Origin of the sequence: Limnohabitans sp. DCL3 (genome assembly GCF_048019295.1) — a bacterium.
GTDB lineage: Bacteria > Pseudomonadota > Gammaproteobacteria > Burkholderiales > Burkholderiaceae_C > Limnohabitans_A.
This window is the reverse complement of record NZ_CP171842.1, coordinates 2,804,479-2,820,692: the sequence shown is the minus strand read 5'-3', so window position 1 is coordinate 2,820,692 and position 16,214 is coordinate 2,804,479. Positions and strand designations below refer to the sequence as shown.

14 protein-coding genes are annotated in these 16,214 nt (G+C 59.8%); 12 read left to right on the top strand and 2 right to left on the bottom strand.

Features of this window, described 5'->3' with window-relative positions:
- The first annotated feature begins 2 nt into the window (after window positions 1-2).
- Genes ACHEXK_RS12670 through ACHEXK_RS12655 form a run of 4 tightly spaced genes read left to right on the top strand, consistent with a single transcriptional unit; the run spans window position 3 to window position 4,597 of the window.
- A complete protein-coding gene (locus tag ACHEXK_RS12670) occupies window positions 3-1,043 on the top strand; it encodes an ABC transporter ATP-binding protein (protein ID WP_416546684.1) in 1,041 nt (346 codons plus the stop codon).
- A 10-nt stretch (window positions 1,044-1,053) separates the two neighbouring features.
- Entirely contained in the window at window positions 1,054-2,349 is a 1,296-nt protein-coding gene (locus ACHEXK_RS12665; RefSeq protein ID WP_416546683.1) for an MGH1-like glycoside hydrolase domain-containing protein, read from the top strand.
- A gap of 32 nt (window positions 2,350-2,381) precedes the next feature.
- Complete coding sequence (locus ACHEXK_RS12660; protein WP_416546682.1) at window positions 2,382-3,407, top strand: LacI family DNA-binding transcriptional regulator; 1,026 nt, start codon at window positions 2,382-2,384, stop codon at window positions 3,405-3,407.
- Window positions 3,408-3,418: 11 nt separating this feature from the next.
- A complete protein-coding gene (locus ACHEXK_RS12655) occupies window positions 3,419-4,597 on the top strand; it encodes an AGE family epimerase/isomerase (protein ID WP_416546681.1) in 1,179 nt (392 codons plus the stop codon).
- 44 nt (window positions 4,598-4,641) lie between these two features.
- On the opposite strand, the gene ACHEXK_RS12650 is transcribed toward ACHEXK_RS12655, so the two are convergent.
- Window positions 4,642-5,616 carry a Bug family tripartite tricarboxylate transporter substrate binding protein gene (locus ACHEXK_RS12650; RefSeq protein WP_416546680.1) on the bottom strand — a complete coding sequence of 325 codons (975 nt, stop codon included), beginning with the start codon at window positions 5,614-5,616 and terminating at the stop codon, window positions 4,642-4,644.
- Between the two features lie 95 nt (window positions 5,617-5,711).
- Between ACHEXK_RS12650 and ACHEXK_RS12645 the strand changes: the two genes are divergently transcribed.
- The 8 genes from ACHEXK_RS12645 (at window position 5,712) to ACHEXK_RS12610 (ending at window position 14,938) form a co-directional block, all read left to right on the top strand.
- The gene (locus tag ACHEXK_RS12645) at window positions 5,712-6,467 is read left to right on the top strand and encodes a DUF3047 domain-containing protein (RefSeq protein WP_416546679.1); all 756 of its coding nucleotides are present in this window, start codon (window positions 5,712-5,714) and stop codon (window positions 6,465-6,467) included.
- Window positions 6,468-6,683: 216 nt separating this feature from the next.
- Window positions 6,684-8,222 carry an ABC transporter substrate-binding protein gene (locus ACHEXK_RS12640; RefSeq protein ID WP_416548944.1) on the top strand — a complete coding sequence of 513 codons (1,539 nt, stop codon included), beginning with the start codon at window positions 6,684-6,686 and terminating at the stop codon, window positions 8,220-8,222.
- Window positions 8,222-9,202 (top strand): ABC transporter permease, encoded by a 981-nt coding sequence (locus ACHEXK_RS12635; RefSeq protein ID WP_416546678.1) that lies wholly within the window; start codon window positions 8,222-8,224, stop codon window positions 9,200-9,202. The genes ACHEXK_RS12640 and ACHEXK_RS12635 overlap by 1 nt, the downstream gene beginning before the upstream one ends.
- Before the next feature lie 2 nt (window positions 9,203-9,204).
- A complete protein-coding gene (locus ACHEXK_RS12630; protein ID WP_416546677.1) occupies window positions 9,205-10,452 on the top strand; it encodes a M20 aminoacylase family protein in 1,248 nt (415 codons plus the stop codon).
- A gap of 33 nt (window positions 10,453-10,485) precedes the next feature.
- Complete coding sequence (locus tag ACHEXK_RS12625; protein ID WP_416546676.1) at window positions 10,486-12,069, top strand: ABC transporter substrate-binding protein; 1,584 nt, start codon at window positions 10,486-10,488, stop codon at window positions 12,067-12,069.
- A 3-nt stretch (window positions 12,070-12,072) separates the two neighbouring features.
- Window positions 12,073-12,981 (top strand): ABC transporter permease, encoded by a 909-nt coding sequence (locus ACHEXK_RS12620; protein WP_416546675.1) that lies wholly within the window; start codon window positions 12,073-12,075, stop codon window positions 12,979-12,981.
- The gene (locus ACHEXK_RS12615; protein WP_416546674.1) at window positions 12,978-13,946 is read left to right on the top strand and encodes an ABC transporter ATP-binding protein; all 969 of its coding nucleotides are present in this window, start codon (window positions 12,978-12,980) and stop codon (window positions 13,944-13,946) included. Before ACHEXK_RS12620 ends, ACHEXK_RS12615 begins: the two co-directional genes overlap by 4 nt.
- Window positions 13,943-14,938: an ABC transporter ATP-binding protein gene (locus ACHEXK_RS12610; protein ID WP_416546673.1), complete on the top strand. Its 996-nt coding sequence runs from the start codon at window positions 13,943-13,945 to the stop codon at window positions 14,936-14,938. The genes ACHEXK_RS12615 and ACHEXK_RS12610 overlap by 4 nt, the downstream gene beginning before the upstream one ends.
- 160 nt (window positions 14,939-15,098) lie before the next feature.
- Here the strand turns inward: ACHEXK_RS12610 and ACHEXK_RS12605 are convergent, their stop codons facing one another.
- On the bottom strand, window positions 15,099-16,160 hold the full coding sequence (locus ACHEXK_RS12605; protein WP_416546672.1) for a porin: 1,062 nt from the start codon (window positions 16,158-16,160) through the stop codon (window positions 15,099-15,101).
- Window positions 16,161-16,214 lie beyond the last annotated feature (54 nt).

The following is a 16,214-nucleotide window of genomic DNA, read 5'->3' as shown; positions in this document are numbered from 1 at the left end:
AAATGGCCCAAATTCAAATCCAACACATTGAGAAATCCTTCGGCGATTTTCGCGCGCTCAAAGGCATTGATCTGCACATCCAAGACCAGGAGTTTTTGGTGTTGCTGGGTGCATCGGGCTGTGGCAAATCGACCTTGCTGCGCATCATGGCGGGATTGGAGACCGCCGATGTCGGCCACATCCACGTGGGTGAACAGCGCATTGACAATTTGGCACCCAGAGACCGCGGCTTGTCCATGGTGTTTCAAAACTACGCGGTCTTTCCGCACTTGACGGTTTTTGAAAACATCGCTTTCGGGCTGCGCATGCAGAAAAAACCACAAGCCTGGGTGGAAAAAAAGGTGCAAGAAGTGGCCGAGTTGGTGCACTTGGAAGTGTTGCTGCACCGGTATTCGGGCCAGTTGTCGGGCGGGCAACGTCAACGGGTGGCGCTGGCACGGGCGTTGGCGGTGGAGCCGAAAGTCATCCTCATGGATGAGCCCTTGTCCAACCTGGATGCCTTGCTCCGCCTAGAGATGCGCGCTGAGCTCAAAACGATTTTGGCCAAAAGCCAGGCGAGCACCATTTACGTGACGCACGACCAAGTCGAAGCCATGAGCCTGGCCGATCGGATCGCCATCATGGACCAAGGGGTGATCGTGCAGTGTGACACCCCCATCGAGATTTACCGCAACCCGGCCACCACCTTTGTGGCGGGTTTCATTGGCAACCCCCCCATGAATTTCTTGCCCGCCGTGGCGCTGCAGCCGGGCGTCTTTGAGGTCGCGGGCATGCGCCTGGCCGGGCCCACAGGGTATGAGGCGCTCACTCTGGGTGTCCGGCCCGAAGACCTGCACCCGGCCAGTGAGGGTTTGACTTTGCAGGCCGATGTCATTGAACCGCTGGGGGCACATACCTTGGTCACCGCATTGCAGGCGCAGGGCGTTTTCCGGGCGGCTTTGCCCTCGGACATGGCGCTGTCGCCCAAGCAGGTTCTGCAGCTGCAACCCGATTTGTCCCGAATCCGTTGGTACGACGCCGCCGGGCGTTTGGTCACCGTTTGATAGAGAAGCCATGAACACCCAAGACATGCTCCAAGAAGCCGAGCGCATTTTGCGGCTCAATGACAAAGGCCACTACACCGTGCCCACTCACGGCCTGTACCCCTTTCAATGGAATTGGGACTCCTGCTTGACCGCATTGGGACAATTTCGGATCAGCCCGGATCGGGCGTGGCTCGAGGTGGAGACCCTGATGGCCCATCAATGGCCGGATGGCATGGTGCCGCACATCGTCTTCCACGAACGGGATGACGGTTACTTTCCGGGGCCAGATGTCTGGCAAACCGGACGGCCTACGCCGACCTCCGGGATCACCCAGCCGCCCGTTTTGGGCATGGTATTGGAGCAACTTTATGGGCGGGACGAACGCAGCGCACAAGTCGATGCGCGTTGTCGCCACCTGATGCAGGCGGCGGTGCGCTGGCATGACTGGTTTTACCGCTGTCGCGATCCACACGGCACGGGGGTGGTGGCGCTCTTGCACCCCTGGGAGTCGGGTCGCGACAACTCCTGTGATTGGGACGAGGCGCTGGCCAGTGTGCCGACAGAAGGGATCGCGCCCTACCAGCGCCGCGACACCAACCACGTCGATGCCAGCCAGCGGCCCACCGCGTTGGAGTACGACCGCTATGTGGCTTTGTTGGAGTGCTTTCGCGCCTTGAAGTGGGACAACACGAAATTACACGATGCCTCGCCGTTCCAGGTGGTCGATCCGGGCTTCAATGCCATCTTGATCCACTCGGAATTGGCACTGTCGCGCTTGGCCGAGCGCTTGGGGGATGCGGACCTGGCCCAAAGGCTGGCGCAGCGTGCCGCGCGTTCCATTGAGGCCATGGGCACCTTGTGGCATGCCGAGCTGGGGCAATACGCCTGTCTGAACCGTCGCACGGGTCAGCGGGTCAACAGCGCCAGCATCGGGGGCTTGTTGCCCCTGCTGGTGTTGCCAGCTGGGCATCCGCATGTCTCGGATGTCTGTACCCGGCTCGGTGACTGGCTGGACCAGGCGCCCTTTGGCGTGTGCAGCATGGATCCGAATGATGAGCGTTTTGATGGCAAGCGTTATTGGCGTGGCCCCTCTTGGTTGATTGTCAATTTCTTGCTCATCACGGGACTGCGCCAATGCGCGCAGACCGAGTTGGCCCATCGCGTGATGCAAGCGAGCCTGCAGTGCATTGAAAAAAGCGGCTGCTCCGAGTATTACCACCCGATGACGGGCGAGGCCTTGGGCGGTGGGACCTTCACGTGGACCGCAGCCATGGTGATTGAGTTTTTGAACATGGATGCCGCTGCGCTGCAGCAACCCTGGTGAGTGTTTGGGTTTGACTGGTTAATATCCCACCCATGTCAATTGTTCACCTGGCTCAAGATCTTGGACTCTCGGTCTCCACCGTTTCCCGCGCACTGAATGGCTACACGGATGTGGCCGAGTCCACCCGACTCAGGGTCATGGCGCGCGCGCAGGCCTTGGGCTACAAACCGCATCCCGGCGCCAGACGGCTCAAATCGGGCAAATCCGGCGCCATTGGGGTGGTCTTGCCCACGTCGCCAGAAGGCGGGCAGTTCATCGACTCGATGTATTCCAGCTTGTTGGGCGGCACCTCCAGCGTGCTTGAGCCGGCGGGCTACAGCCTGATGGCCACGACCTCGGCGACCTCCTCCCCCGAGCAAGAGCGAGGGGTGTATGAAAACTTCATGCGCAGCGGCTGGTTCGACGCTTTTGTCATTGTGCGAACCCGTTTGCAGGACCAGCGTGTCGGCTTGATGCTGGAACACGACAAACCGTTTGTGACTTATGGGCGCTGCGCCGACAGTGCCGGGCATGCCTGGGTGGACACCGACAACGAAATGGCTTTTTTCATGGCGGCGCAACGCCTGATTGCATTTGGCCATCAAAAGATTGCCCTGCTCAACGGCCCTGCCGAATACACGTTTGCGCAGTTGCGTCAGCAAGGGTTTTTGAAAGCGTTGAAACAGGCCCATTTGAAGCTGGATCAGCGCTTGATCATGCAAGGCCATTTGTCTGAAACGGGTGGTTTTTCCATGGCGCAGGCCTTGCTGGATTTGGACGATCGCCCCACGGCTTTGCTGTGTGCCACCGATGCGATGGCCATTGGCGCCATGGCCGCTTGCCGTGCCAAGGGTCTGCGGGTGGGGGCAGACATCTCCATCATGGGCTATGGCAACAGCGATGCCGGGCGCTACAGCAACCCGCCGCTGTCGACCATCGAGCACCGCATTTTCGAGAATGGCCAACACTTGGGTCAGGTCTTGCTTTCGGTGTTGGCGGGCCAGCCGCCCCAGTCCCTGCACTATTTGGAGCCTGTTGTTTTGGTGCCTCGTTCTTCAGACGCACCGGTTGCCCTTTGAGTCTTGAGGAGATGAAGTTCGTGAATTTTCAAAGTCGTCATTTTTTGGAACAGCACATTGTCGACATCCTGCGCTTTTATGAGCCCAGAGCGCTGGACAGCCAAGGCGGGTTCTTCCATTACTTTCTGGACGATGGGACGGTTTACAACACCTCGCACCGTCACTTGGTCAGTGCCACCCGCTTTGTGTTCAACGGGGCCATGGCCAAGCGCCACACGCGGCGCGATGCCGTCGCTGACTGGGCCCGGCATGGCCTGGCCCATCTGCAGGCCTTTCGCCGGCCCGATGGTTTGTATGCCTGGACGGTCAACCACGGACAGATCGAAGACAGCACGGTCATGGCTTATGGGCAAGCCTTTGTGTTGTTGGCGCAAGCCCATGCCCACAGCGTAGGCTGCGCCACTCGCGAGGATGTGGCCAACGCTTTTGCACGCATGAACGATGCGTTTTTCTGCGCGGTGGATGGCGCGTATGCCGATGAAATCACGCCAGAGGGACGCTTGCTCGACTACCGGGGGCAAAACGCCAACATGCACATGTGCGAAGCTTGTCTGGCGGCGTATGAGTTCACTGGCGACACCCAGTACCTGGATCGGGCAGAAATGTTGATCGAGCGCTTTGCTTTCGATTTGGCCGATCAAGCCGAAGGTCTGGTCTGGGAGCACTACCGCGCCGATTGGTCCATCGATTGGGACTACAACAAACACAATCCTGGCAATATTTTCAAACCCTGGGGCTTCCAGACGGGGCACCAAACCGAGTGGGCCAAATTGCTCATGATCGCCCACATGCACCGCCCACAACAGCGTTGGGTCGATCGGGCGGTTCATTTTCAGCAAGCCGCCTACCGGCATGGCTGGGACGCACAACATGGTGGACTCATTTATGGCTTCGCCCCGGACCAATCGCCCTGCGATACCGACAAATACTTTTGGGTCCAGGCCGAGTCATTCGCCAGCGCTTGGCGTTTGTGGCGGCACACGGGTGATACCACCTTCTTGCACCAATACCAGGCGCTGTGGCAATGGAGCTGGGCGCACATGGTGGACCACCAGCACGGGGCATGGTTCCGTATTTTGGGGGCCGATGGCCGCAAGCTGGAGAACACCAAATCACCCGCAGGCAAAGTGGACTACCACACCATGGGGGCTTGTTGGGATGTGCTCTCGGTCGGGGGGCTGGACGCCTGAGCCATGCGGTGATGCGCGTCGGCATCACCGCCTGTGATGAGGGCTCACTGCTGGGGAATGCCGGCCTTTTGAATCACCTCTGTCCAGCGTTTGATGTCGCTGTCAAGCCATTGGGCCAGTTGCGCAGGGGTACTGGCCTTGGCTTGCACATTGAAACTTGCCAGGCGTTGCACCATGTCGGGCGCTGTCACGACTTTGTTCACTTCGGCGCTCAAGCGCTCCACCAAGGCTTGCGGCGTCTTGCCCGGTGCTGCCAAAGCGTTCCATGAAGACACGTCAAAACCGCTCAGGCCCGGAAGTTCGCGCACCACGGGGACATGCGGCAGGTCTTGGGGTCGTGAGGCACCCATGACACCCAGCAAGCGCACCGCTTTGGCGTTGATTTGGGGTTTGAGCGGACCCAAAATTTCCACCACCACGTCCACTTGCCCCCCGCGCAAGGCGTTGATGACGGCCGGCGTGCCGTTGTAGGGGATGAGTTGGCTGATCAGGTTGGCCTGGGATCTGAACAACTCGGCGGCCAAGTGCTGGGTGCTGCCGATGTTGATGGTGCCCATGTTGAGCTTGCCCGGATGGGCGCGGCCATAACTGACCAGCTCGGCCAGTGTCTTGTAGGGCGAAGACTCGGGGACCACGATGGCGATGTCAAACAAGCCCAGCAAAGAAATGGGCGCAAAGTCGGTTCGAGGATTGAAGGGCAGCGACTTGAACAGTCCCGCACTGACCGCTGTGCCGTTGGACATCAGCAGCAATGTGTGGCCATCGGGGGCGGCTTTGGCCACCAATTCACCCGCGACAATGCCCCCTGCTCCAGGACGGTTGTCAATCACCACCGCTTGCCCCAAGTTCTCAGACAGTTTCTGGGCCACGGCGCGTGCTGTCAGATCGGCCACCCCGCCCGCGCCAAATGGCACCACGATGCGCAAGGGTTTCGAGGGAAAAGCCGATGGGGCTTGCGCCCACGCATGGGGCAGGGCAGTCAGGGCGAGTGACTGCAACACATGGCGACGGTGGAGCATGACAACAGTTCCAAAAAAATGAAATTCGCGAATTGAATGACAATCCGCGACTGAATCCATCGGTATTGTCCAGCAAACTTCCTGAAAGGTCCGTCATGGTTTTCTCTGGGTCGCTGATTCGCCTGTCCGTGTGCGCTTTGGCTTGGGCCGTGCTGGCCGGTTGCGCCACGCCAGGCGACCCTGCCCAGCGGGTCGCTCACCCTGTTGTGATGCCGCGCCCGGGTGGTCTGCATTTCAGCCCCCAAGACAAGGCCAAATGGGAGGCCGTGCCTTTGCCGGGCAAATTGCGCACCGCATTTCAATTGGAAAAACACGACCAACGCGTGGCTTTGAGCGCCCACGCCCAAGCTTCGGCCAGCATGCTGCGCCAGCGCTTGAATGTGCCTGCAGACCAATTGGGGCGCTTGCAATTCACCTGGCAAATTGACAACTTGCTGGCCGGGGCCGACATGGGCGAGCAGGCCAGCGAAGATTCCCCGGTGCGGGTGATCTTGGCTTTTGAAGGCGACCGCAGCCGGTTTTCGGCCAAAAACACCATGCTCAGCGACCTGACCGAGGCCCTCACGGGCGAGCCCTTGCCTTATGCCACTTTGATGTACGTCTGGTGCAACCACCGAGCGGTGGATTCGGTCATCGTCAACCCCCGCACCGACCGTGTGCGCAAGTGGGTGGTGGAGTCAGGCCCCGCGCACATCCGGCAATGGCGGCAATACCAACGCGACATCCGGGCCGATTTTGAAAAAGCTTTCGGGGAAGCCCCCGGCGCTTTGGTGGGCATGGCCATCATGACCGATTCGGACAACACACGCAGCCAGGTGCGCGCTTGGTATGGCGACATCCGGCTCGACTGAGTGCTGTCTGGGCGGCGGCCCCCGCGCCGCGTGCACCAGTCCTGTGCGCGACAGCCCATTTGGGGGAATTCCCTCTCCCTGACCCGGGCCTGAATGTTGCATAGTGGTCATCTCTGAACAGCTCATTCCATGACCGAGGTGACTTTGATGAAAAACGTTAAAAATGGTTCTGTCCGCACCACCACTTTGGTGCTTTCTTTGGGTTTGGCCGGTTGGATGGGGGTGGCCACTGTGCAGGCCAAGCCTTTCAAATGGTCCAGCGCCAGCGACATCCCGACGCTCGACATCCACTCGCAAAACAACGCCCTGGGCAATGGCGTGCATGCGGCTATTTTTGATTCCTTGGTCTACTACAACAGCAAAACCTTCAAGGTTGAGCCCAAGCTGGCCACTTCGTGGAAAGAAATGTCGGCCACGCAATACCGCTTCAACTTGCGCAAAGGCGTCAAGTTCAGCGATGGCAGCGCTTTGACCGCCGACGATGTGGTGTTCTCCTTGGACCGCGCACGCGCCAAGACCTCCAACTTCAACGTCTACACCCAAGGCTTCAGCCGCATCGTCAAGGTGGACGCCAACACGGTGGACATCATCTTGAGTGGCCCCAACCCCGTGCTGCTGAACCAGCTGACCGAGCTGCGCATCATGAGCAAAGCCTGGGCCGAGAAGAACAAATCGGTCGAGCCCAAAGACGCCAAGACCAAAGACGAAAACTTCGCCCACCGCAACGCCATGGGCAGTGGCCCCTACATGGTCAAAGAGTGGCAGCCCGACCAAAAGCTGGTGCTGGTGAAGAACCCCAACTGGTGGGGCTGGTCTGAGTCGCCGACCAATGTGACCGAGATCATCTACACCCCCATCAAAAACGAAGCCACCCGCGCGGCCGCTTTGCTGTCGGGTGAGATTGACTTTGTGCTGGACCCCAGCCCCCAAGACTTGGGCCGCATGCGCAGCAATGCCAACCTGAAGGTGGTGGACGGCATTGAAAACCGCACCATTTTCTTGGGCATGGACCAGCACCGTGACGAACTGCCTGGCTCCAGTGTGAAAGGCAAAAACCCGCTCAAAGATGTGAAGGTGCGCAAAGCCTTGTACCAAGCCATTGACATCGAGACCATCCACCGTGTGACCATGCGTGGCCTGTCGCAAAACACGGGCGCTTTGGTGGCCCCTCAGGTCAATGGCTGGACCCAGGCGGTGGACACCCGCTTCCCTTATTCGCAAGAGGCGTCCAAAAAGCTGCTGGCCGAGGCCGGTTATCCCAATGGCTTTGAAGTGGACTTTGCCTGCCCCAACAACCGCTATATCAACGACGAAGAAATTTGCCAAGCCATCACGGCCATGTGGGCCAAAGTGGGCGTGAAAGCCAAACTGCGCACCATGCCTTTGGTGACGTACTTCCCCATGATCCAGCGCTACGAAGCCAGCATCTACATGCTGGGCTGGGGGGTGCCGACTTTTGACGGCTTGTACAGCCTGCAGTCCTTGGTGCGCAGTGTGGGCACAGGGGGCGATGGCAATTACAACGTCGGGCGTTACGCCAATGCGCGCATGGACTACATCGTGGACCGCGTCAAAACCGAGACCGATCTGCCCGTGCGCAACCGCCTGCTGACCGAAGGCCTGCAGCTGTCCAACGACACCGTCTCGCACATTCCGCTGCACAACCAAGTCATTCCTTGGGCGATGAAGAAAAACGTGGAGTTGGTGCACCGCCCAGACAACCGCCTTGACTGGTCGCTGATCAAGGTCAACTGATGCTGGCGTTTATCCTGCAGCGGCTGATTCAGGCCGTGGTCGTCATGGTCACGGTCGCTTTCATCGCATTTTTGCTGTTTCAGTATGTGGGCGATCCGGTGGTGTTCTTGCTGGGGCAAGACGCCACCAAAGAGCAAATTGACATGCTGCGGGCGGATTTGGGCCTGGACCAGCCGTTTTTTGTGCAGTTTGGACACTTTTTGTCCAATGCGGTGCAAGGCGAATTTGGTTTGAGTTTGCGCCAAGGGGCCAAGGTGTCGCGCTTGATTGCAGAGCGTTTGCCCGCCACCTTGGAGCTGGCGCTGGTGGCCGCCTCTTTGGCGCTGCTCATTGGCATTCCGATGGGGGTTTACGCCGCCTTGCGCCGAGGCACTTGGGCCAGTCAGCTCATCATGACCGTGTCGCTGCTGGGGGTGTCATTGCCCACCTTTTTGATTGGCATTTTGCTCATTTTGGTGTTCGCCGTGACCTTGGGCTGGTTTCCCAGTTTCGGGCGTGGCGAAGTGGTGCAAATGGGCTGGTGGTCCAGCGGCCTGATGACGGCCAAGGGCTGGCACCACATCGTCTTGCCCGCCGTGACCTTGGCCATTTTCCAACTCACGCTGATCATGCGCTTGGTGCGCGCGGAAATGTTGGAGGTGCTGCGCACCGACTACATCAAGTTTGCCCGTGCACGCGGCCTGTCCAACCGGGCCATTCACTTTGGCCATGCGCTCAAAAACACCTTGGTGCCCGTGCTCACCATCACCGGCTTGCAATTGGGTGGTTTGATCGCGTTTGCCATCATCACCGAAACGGTGTTCCAGTGGCCCGGCATGGGTCTGTTGTTCATCCAGGCCGTCACGTTCGCGGACATCCCGGTCATGGCCGCCTACCTGTGCCTGATCGCACTGATTTTTGTGGCCATCAATTTGGTGGTGGATCTGCTTTACTTTGTGGTCGATCCGCGCTTGCGCGTGGGCAAGTCTGGGGGCCATTGAGCATGGGTGCTTCTCTGCAATCTGTTTTGGGACGCGGTGCCGCGTTTGCGCGCATTGCCCAGTTCCATCCTGAACTCACGGCTTTCCGCCGTGATCTGCACGCCAACCCTGAGCTTGGGTTTGAAGAGGTCTACACCTCGGGCCGCGTGGCCGAGATGCTCAAGGTGTGCGGTGTCGACAGCATCCACACGGGCATTGGGAAAACGGGGGTCGTGGCGCTGGTGCACGGCCAAGGCCGCTCGGCCAGCAACCCGGGTCGAATGGTGGGCTTGCGGGCCGACATGGACGCACTGCCCTTGACCGAGTTGAACGAGTGCAACTGGAAATCGACCCAACCTGGCCTGATGCATGGCTGCGGTCACGATGGCCACACCGCCATGCTCATGGGCGCAGCCCGCTACTTGGCCGAAACGCGGCGCTTTGACGGCACAGCGGTGCTGATTTTTCAGCCCGGCGAAGAGGGCTTTGCCGGTGCCCGCGCCATGATGCAAGATGGCCTGTTCGAGCGCTTCCCTTGCGAGCAGGTCTACGCCCAACACAACTCCCCCGAAACCCCTTTGGGCGTGATCGGCATCACCCCCGGCCCCATGCAAGCGGCGGTGGACCGCATCGAGATCCTCATCCGCGGCAAAGGCGGTCATGGTGCCCGCCCCCATCAGGGCGTGGACCCGGTGCTGGTGGCTGGCCACATCATCACCGCCGCGCAAAGCGTGGTCTCGCGCAACTTGTCGGCCTTTGACCAAGCGGTGGTCAGCATTTGCTCGATGCAAGGCGGTCACCCCGGTGCCATGAGTGTGATTCCGGGTGAGGTGACGTTGGTGGGCACCGTGCGCACCTACAGCGAAAGCATCCAAGACCTGATCGAAGACCGCCTGCGGTCTTTGTGCGCCGGCATCGCCCAAGGCTTTGGCGCATCGGCCGAATTGACCTACGAGCGCGTCTACCCCGCCACCGTGAACACCCTGCCCGAAGCGCAGTTTGCCTGTGATGTGGCGGCGGCCTTGGTGGGTGAAGACAAGGTCTGGCGCAACATGCTGCCCAGCATGGGGGGCGAAGATTTTTCATTCATGCTGCAGGCCAAACCTGGCGCGTACATCCGCATCGGTCAAGGCCTGCCTCATGGCCCGGGGCCCCATCCCCTGCACAACAGCCGTTACGACTTCAACGACGACATTCTGCCGCTGGGCGCGGCCTTGCATGCCAGTTTGATTGAGCAGGCCTTGCCCCTTGCCGTCTCGGTCAAGCCCTGACCGCCTTCCACCATCCACCTCAGGAGTTTTCTCATGCGACATTCCAAACTCTCTCGCTCATTGGTGGCTGCGGCCATCGCCTCAGCCCTGTCCTTGGGCGCTGCCCATGCTGCCACCGTGCGCATTGCCAACCAGGGCGACGCCTTGTCGATGGACCCGCACTCGCTCAACGAGTCGCTTCAGCTGAGCGTGACCAACAACGTCTACGAATCGCTGGTGGGGGTGAGCAAAGACCTGCAATTCGAGGCCGGCTTGGCCACTTCGTGGAAACAGACTTCACCCACCGTGTGGCGCTTTGAATTGCGCAAGAACGTGCGCTTTCATGACGACACGCCTTTCACGGCAGATGACGTGGTGTTCTCGCTCAACCGTGCCGCTGGCGAAGGCTCGGACATGCGCAGCAACACCAATGACATCAAAGACGTGCGCAAGCTGGGCAGCCATACCATCGAGATCGAAACCAAAGCCCCTTTCCCGATCTTGCCCAACGTGTTGTCGACCGTGTACATCATGAGCAAAAAGTGGTGCGAGGACAACCAGGCCACACGCCCCGTGGACCGCCGCAAAGGGATTGAAAACGCAGCTTCCTTCCGCGCCAACGGGACAGGCCCTTACCGCCTGCGTGAGCGCCAGCCCAACGTGCGCACCACCTTTGTGCGCAATGGCAGCTACTGGGGCAAGATCGAGGGCAATGTGGACGAGGTGATCTTCTCTGTCATTGCCAATGACCCCACGCGCGTGGCGGCCTTGCTCTCCGGCGAGATCGATGTGATGGAGCCCGTGCCTGTGCAAGATGTCCCCCGCATCAACGCCGGCGCCAACACCCGCGCCCTCGTGGCCCCCGAGCTGCGCACCATCTTTTTGGGCATGGACCAAAAACGCGATGAACTGCTGTACGCCAGTGTGAAGGGCAAAAACCCGTTCAAGGACAAGCGCGTGCGCCAAGCCTTCTACCAAGCCATCGACATGGAAGGCATCAAGCGCACGGTCATGCGTGGCGCCTCCAACAACTCGGCCTTGATGGTGGGTCCGGGCATCAACGGGTACAGCGAAGACCTGAACAAACGCCTGCCCTTCGACCCCGAGGCTTCGAAAAAGTTGCTGGCCGATGCCGGGTACCCGACAGGCTTTTCGGTGGACATGAACTGCCCGAACGACCGCTATGTGAACGATGGTCAAATTTGCGAGGCCGTGGCCGCCAATTTGGCGCGCGTGGGCATCAAAATCAACCTCAAGGCCGAGACCAAGGGGACTTATTTCCCCAAAATCCTGCGCCGCGACACCAGCTTTTATTTGCTCGGCTGGACCCCCAGCACTTACGACGCCCACAACGCTTTGAATGCCCTGATGCGCTGCGTGGACGACAAGGGCACCGGCCAGTTCAACCTGGGCGCCTATTGCAACCCCAAGGTGGATGAGCTGACGGTCAAGATTCAAAGTGAAACCGATCAGGCCAAGCGCAACGCCATGATCCGCGAAGTGTTTGAATTGCACAGCGCCGACATCGGTCACCTGCCTTTGCACCAGCAAGCCTTGGCCTGGGGCACCAGCAAACGAGTCACGCTGGTGCAGCGCGGCGACAACTACATGCCGTTCAAGTCCATCTCCATCAAGTAAGCCATGAACGCATTGAAACGCTGGCTGCACAGCGATGTCGGTTACAGCTTCCGCCAATCGCCCACGGCGATGGTGGCCGCTGGGATCGCCTTTGTTTGTCTTTTTTGTTCGGTCTTTGCCGGCTGGGTGGCCCCCACCAACCCGTTTGACCTGGCCACCCTGGAGCTGAGCGATGCCCGTTTGCCCCCGGCCTGGATGGACGGGGGCACCACCAAATTCCTCCTGGGCACCGACGATCAGGGACGGGACATTTTGTCGGCCCTGATCTACGGTTCGCGCATTTCTTTGGTGGTGGGGCTGGCTTCGGTGGTTTTGTCGGTGGTGGTGGGCGTCGGCCTGGGTTTGTTGGCAGGCTTCAAAGGCGGATGGATCGACGCTTTGCTCATGCGCCTGTGCGATGTGATGCTGTCCTTTCCCGCCATTTTGGTGGCCCTCTTGATCGCGGGTGTGGGGCGCGCCCTGTTTCCCAACGCGCACGAGTCGCTGGCATTTGGGGTGCTGATCTTGTCCATCTCGCTCACGGGTTGGGTGCAATACGCCCGCACGGTGCGCGGCACCACTTTGGTGGAGCGCAACAAAGAGTATGTGCAGGCCGCCCGCGTCACCGGTGTGGCCCCCCTGCGCATCATGGCCAAGCATGTCTTGCCCAACGTGATGGGCCCGGTCATGGTGCTGGCCACCATCCAGGTGGCAACGGCCATCATCACCGAAGCCACGCTCTCGTTCTTGGGTGTGGGCGCACCGCCCACCTCCCCTTCATTGGGGACGCTGATTCGGGTGGGCAATGACTATTTGTTTTCGGGCGAGTGGTGGATCACGATTTTTCCTGGGCTGATGCTGGTGCTGATCGCCCTGTCGGTCAACTTGCTGGGTGACTGGTTGCGCGACGCGCTGAATCCGAGATTGCGATGAGTCTTTTACAAGTCAAAAACCTGGTGGTGGAGTTCCCCATTCGCCACGGTACGCTGCGTGCGTTGGATGACATCTCCTTCGACATTGCCCCCGGAGAAATCCTGGGCGTGGTGGGCGAGTCGGGCGCGGGCAAATCGCTCACGGGCGCCGCCATCATTGGCCTGCTGGAGCCCCCGGGCCGAGTGGCCGCAGGGCAAATCTTGCTCGAAGGCCAGCGCATTGACCACTTGAACAACGATGAGATGCGCCACATTCGGGGGCGCAGGATTGGGGCGATTTTTCAGGACCCGCTGACCTCGCTCAACCCCTTGTACTCGATTGGCAAGCAGCTGACCGAAACCATCTTGGCCCACCTGCCGGTGACGCCCCAAGAGGCTCGGCTGCGCGCCATCCAGCTGCTCAAGGACACCGGTATTTCAGCCGCCGAAGAACGCATCGACCATTACCCGCACCAGTTCTCGGGGGGCATGCGCCAGCGCGTGGTGATTGCGCTGGCCTTGGCCGCGGAGCCGCAACTGATCGTGGCCGACGAGCCGACCACGGCACTCGATGTGTCCATTCAAGCCCAAATCATCGGCTTGCTCAAAAAGGTGTGCAAAGACCGGGGCGCTGCCGTCATGCTGATCACCCATGACATGGGCGTGATCGCCGAGACCTGTGACCGCGTGGCTGTGTTGTACGCCGGCCGTGTGGCCGAAATCGGTCCGGTGCACCAGGTCATCAACCAACCGGCCCACCCCTACACCGCAGGCCTGATGGCCTCGATCCCCGACATGGACAGCGACCGCGAACGTTTGAACCAAATCGATGGCGCCATGCCCCGCTTGAACGCCATTCCAACAGGCTGCGCCTTCAACCCGCGCTGCCCGAAAGCCTTGGACCGCTGCAGGCAAGAGCGCCCCGATTTGGTCCAAGCCGGTCAAACCCAAGCCGCTTGCTGGCTGCACGACGGGAGCGCAGCATGAGCAACACCCGCACTCAGCCCTTGGTCATCGCGCACGATTTGGCCAAAACCTTTGATGTGTCTGCCCCCTGGCTCAACCGTGTGATCGAGCGCAAACCCCGCCAACTGCTCAACGCCGTGGATGGCGTGAGCTTTGAGATCGAGCGCGGCAAAACTTTGGCCTTGGTGGGTGAGTCTGGTTGCGGGAAAAGCACCGTGGCCCGCTTGCTGGTGGGCTTGTACGAGCCCACACGCGGCGGTCTGACTTTCGACGGCCAAGACGCACACGCCGCTTTCAAATCGAACGATGCCAAGGCCATGCGCCAGCGCATCCAGATGATTTTTCAAGACCCCTATGCCAGCTTGAATCCTCGCTGGACGGTGGACAACATCATTGGCGAGCCGCTCAAGGAGCATGGCCTGATCCGAGATGCCGAAGAGCTCAAGGCCCGTGTGGCCGACCTGCTCAAGTCGGTCGGCCTCTCGCCACTCGACATGGTCAAGTACCCACACCAATTTTCGGGCGGACAACGCCAGCGCATCTCGATTGCCCGCGCCCTGGCCACAGCCCCCGAGTTTTTGGTGTGCGACGAGCCGACATCGGCGCTGGATGTGAGCGTGCAAGCGCAGGTGCTCAACATCATGAAAGACCTGCAGCGCGAGCGGGGCCTGACGTATTTGTTCATCAGCCACAACCTCGCCGTGGTGCGTCATGTGAGCGACCAAGTGGGCGTGATGTACTTGGGCCGACTGGTCGAACTGGCCGACAAACACACCCTGTTTGGCAACCCACAGCACCCCTACACCAAGATGCTGCTGGACGCGATTCCCAAAATGCACGACACCGGCCGCGCCCGCACCCCCGTGCAAGGTGAAGTGCCCAATCCGCTCAACCCACCCAGCGGCTGCACCTTCCACCCGCGCTGCCCGCAGGCCACCGACATTTGCCGCGCCGAACGCCCCGCTTTGCGCGACTTCAAAGGGATCAAGATCGCGTGCCACGCGGTGACGTGAGCGTTCGCAGAGCCCGGCCCATGGCGGCCCTCTCGATGGGATCGTGACCCATGCCGTCGCCCGCCAAAACCCTCCAATGCCCCAACCATCAAAAAACCCACCGTGTTGCCACGGTGGGTTTTTTAGCTCTTAACCGCAGCGGGCTTGCGCCAGCGTCAGCTCAGAAAGTGTGAGCGATACCAACGCCAGTTTCTTTGGCGTCGTTAGCATTCACAGCAGCGCCAGCAACATTTTTGTCGCTGTGTGCAAAGTACACCACAGTGCGCTTGCTCAAAGCGTAGCTGGCCGACACTTGAGAGTGCTTGGTTTCAACAGCAGAGAAAGCACCTGTGGCTGTAGCATTGCGCTTACCCACAGCTGCACCCAAAGTCACTGCGCCCAAAGGTACGCTGACAGACACGATGTTGGACTTGGTGTTGGCTTTGGCATCGCCTTTGATTGTTTGGTAAACCGCACCAACCTTGGCAACGCCCAGGTCATAGCTGGCACCCATAGACGTCACTGTCGCGTTGTTACCTAAAGTAGGGACAGTCTCTTCGAATTTGGAAACATCCAGAGCCGCGCTGACGGGACCGTTTGCGTAAGTCAAGCCATAACCAGTGGAAGAATCAGGTTTGGTGGAAGCAGCGGCAGGAGTTGCAACTGCCAGGATACCAACGCCGTCAGAAGTGACTGTTGTACTTGCCGAACCAGCAGTCAACCCACCGTAGTTCTGGGGTGTGATGCCAACGTAAGCGTTGAAACCGCTGATGTTTGGTGTGATGTAAGCCAAGGAAGTGGCGCGCACGTTACCAAAGTACACAGCATCGGCTTTGTTGTCGTCCATGCCAGTGATAGCACGTGTGCCGTCAACTTTACCAGCGCCCAAAGGCGCTGTAGAGCCGCCAGTCAGGTCACGACCGATTTTCACGGTACCGAAACCACCAGACACAGTGGCGAACATTTGACGATCGCCAAAGTTACCCAGAGAGTTGCCAGTCAACGATGTGGAAGCTGCGCCGCCAGCAGTTGTCCAGCCGTACATGCCTTGTTGCACAACGAAAGAAGCATTCAAGCCACCGCCCAGGTCTTCAGTGCCAGCCAATGTGATAGCACCGGAAGCGCGACCGATGTCTTGACGAGTAGGCGCGCCACCGTATTCAACGTTACCAAAGGTCAGGCCCAAAGAGCCGGACAAAGTCACGGTAGATTGAGCAAAAGCGGTGCCCGAAACGGCTGCCAATGTAGCCAGAGCAGCTACATTGCAAAGTATTTTTGCAAATAAAGCATTATTGTT

Excerpts from the sequence above, each read along its gene's own strand:
- ACHEXK_RS12655 (WP_416546681.1), top strand. The coding sequence starts at position 3,419 with ATGAAGTTCGTGAATTTTCAAAGTCGTCATTTTTTGGAACAGCACATT.
- ACHEXK_RS12645 (WP_416546679.1), top strand. The coding sequence starts at position 5,712 with ATGGTTTTCTCTGGGTCGCTGATTCGCCTGTCCGTGTGCGCTTTGGCT.
- ACHEXK_RS12625 (WP_416546676.1), top strand. The coding sequence starts at position 10,486 with ATGCGACATTCCAAACTCTCTCGCTCATTGGTGGCTGCGGCCATCGCC.
- ACHEXK_RS12665 (WP_416546683.1), top strand. The coding sequence starts at position 1,054 with ATGAACACCCAAGACATGCTCCAAGAAGCCGAGCGCATTTTGCGGCTC.
- ACHEXK_RS12635 (WP_416546678.1), top strand. The coding sequence starts at position 8,222 with ATGCTGGCGTTTATCCTGCAGCGGCTGATTCAGGCCGTGGTCGTCATG.
- ACHEXK_RS12640 (WP_416548944.1), top strand. The coding sequence starts at position 6,684 with ATGGGGGTGGCCACTGTGCAGGCCAAGCCTTTCAAATGGTCCAGCGCC.
- ACHEXK_RS12610 (WP_416546673.1), top strand. The coding sequence starts at position 13,943 with ATGAGCAACACCCGCACTCAGCCCTTGGTCATCGCGCACGATTTGGCC.
- ACHEXK_RS12670 (WP_416546684.1), top strand. The coding sequence starts at position 3 with ATGGCCCAAATTCAAATCCAACACATTGAGAAATCCTTCGGCGATTTT.
- ACHEXK_RS12620 (WP_416546675.1), top strand. The coding sequence starts at position 12,073 with ATGAACGCATTGAAACGCTGGCTGCACAGCGATGTCGGTTACAGCTTC.
- ACHEXK_RS12630 (WP_416546677.1), top strand. The coding sequence starts at position 9,205 with ATGGGTGCTTCTCTGCAATCTGTTTTGGGACGCGGTGCCGCGTTTGCG.
- ACHEXK_RS12615 (WP_416546674.1), top strand. The coding sequence starts at position 12,978 with ATGAGTCTTTTACAAGTCAAAAACCTGGTGGTGGAGTTCCCCATTCGC.
- ACHEXK_RS12660 (WP_416546682.1), top strand. The coding sequence starts at position 2,382 with ATGTCAATTGTTCACCTGGCTCAAGATCTTGGACTCTCGGTCTCCACC.
- ACHEXK_RS12650 (WP_416546680.1), bottom strand. The coding sequence starts at position 5,616 with ATGCTCCACCGTCGCCATGTGTTGCAGTCACTCGCCCTGACTGCCCTG.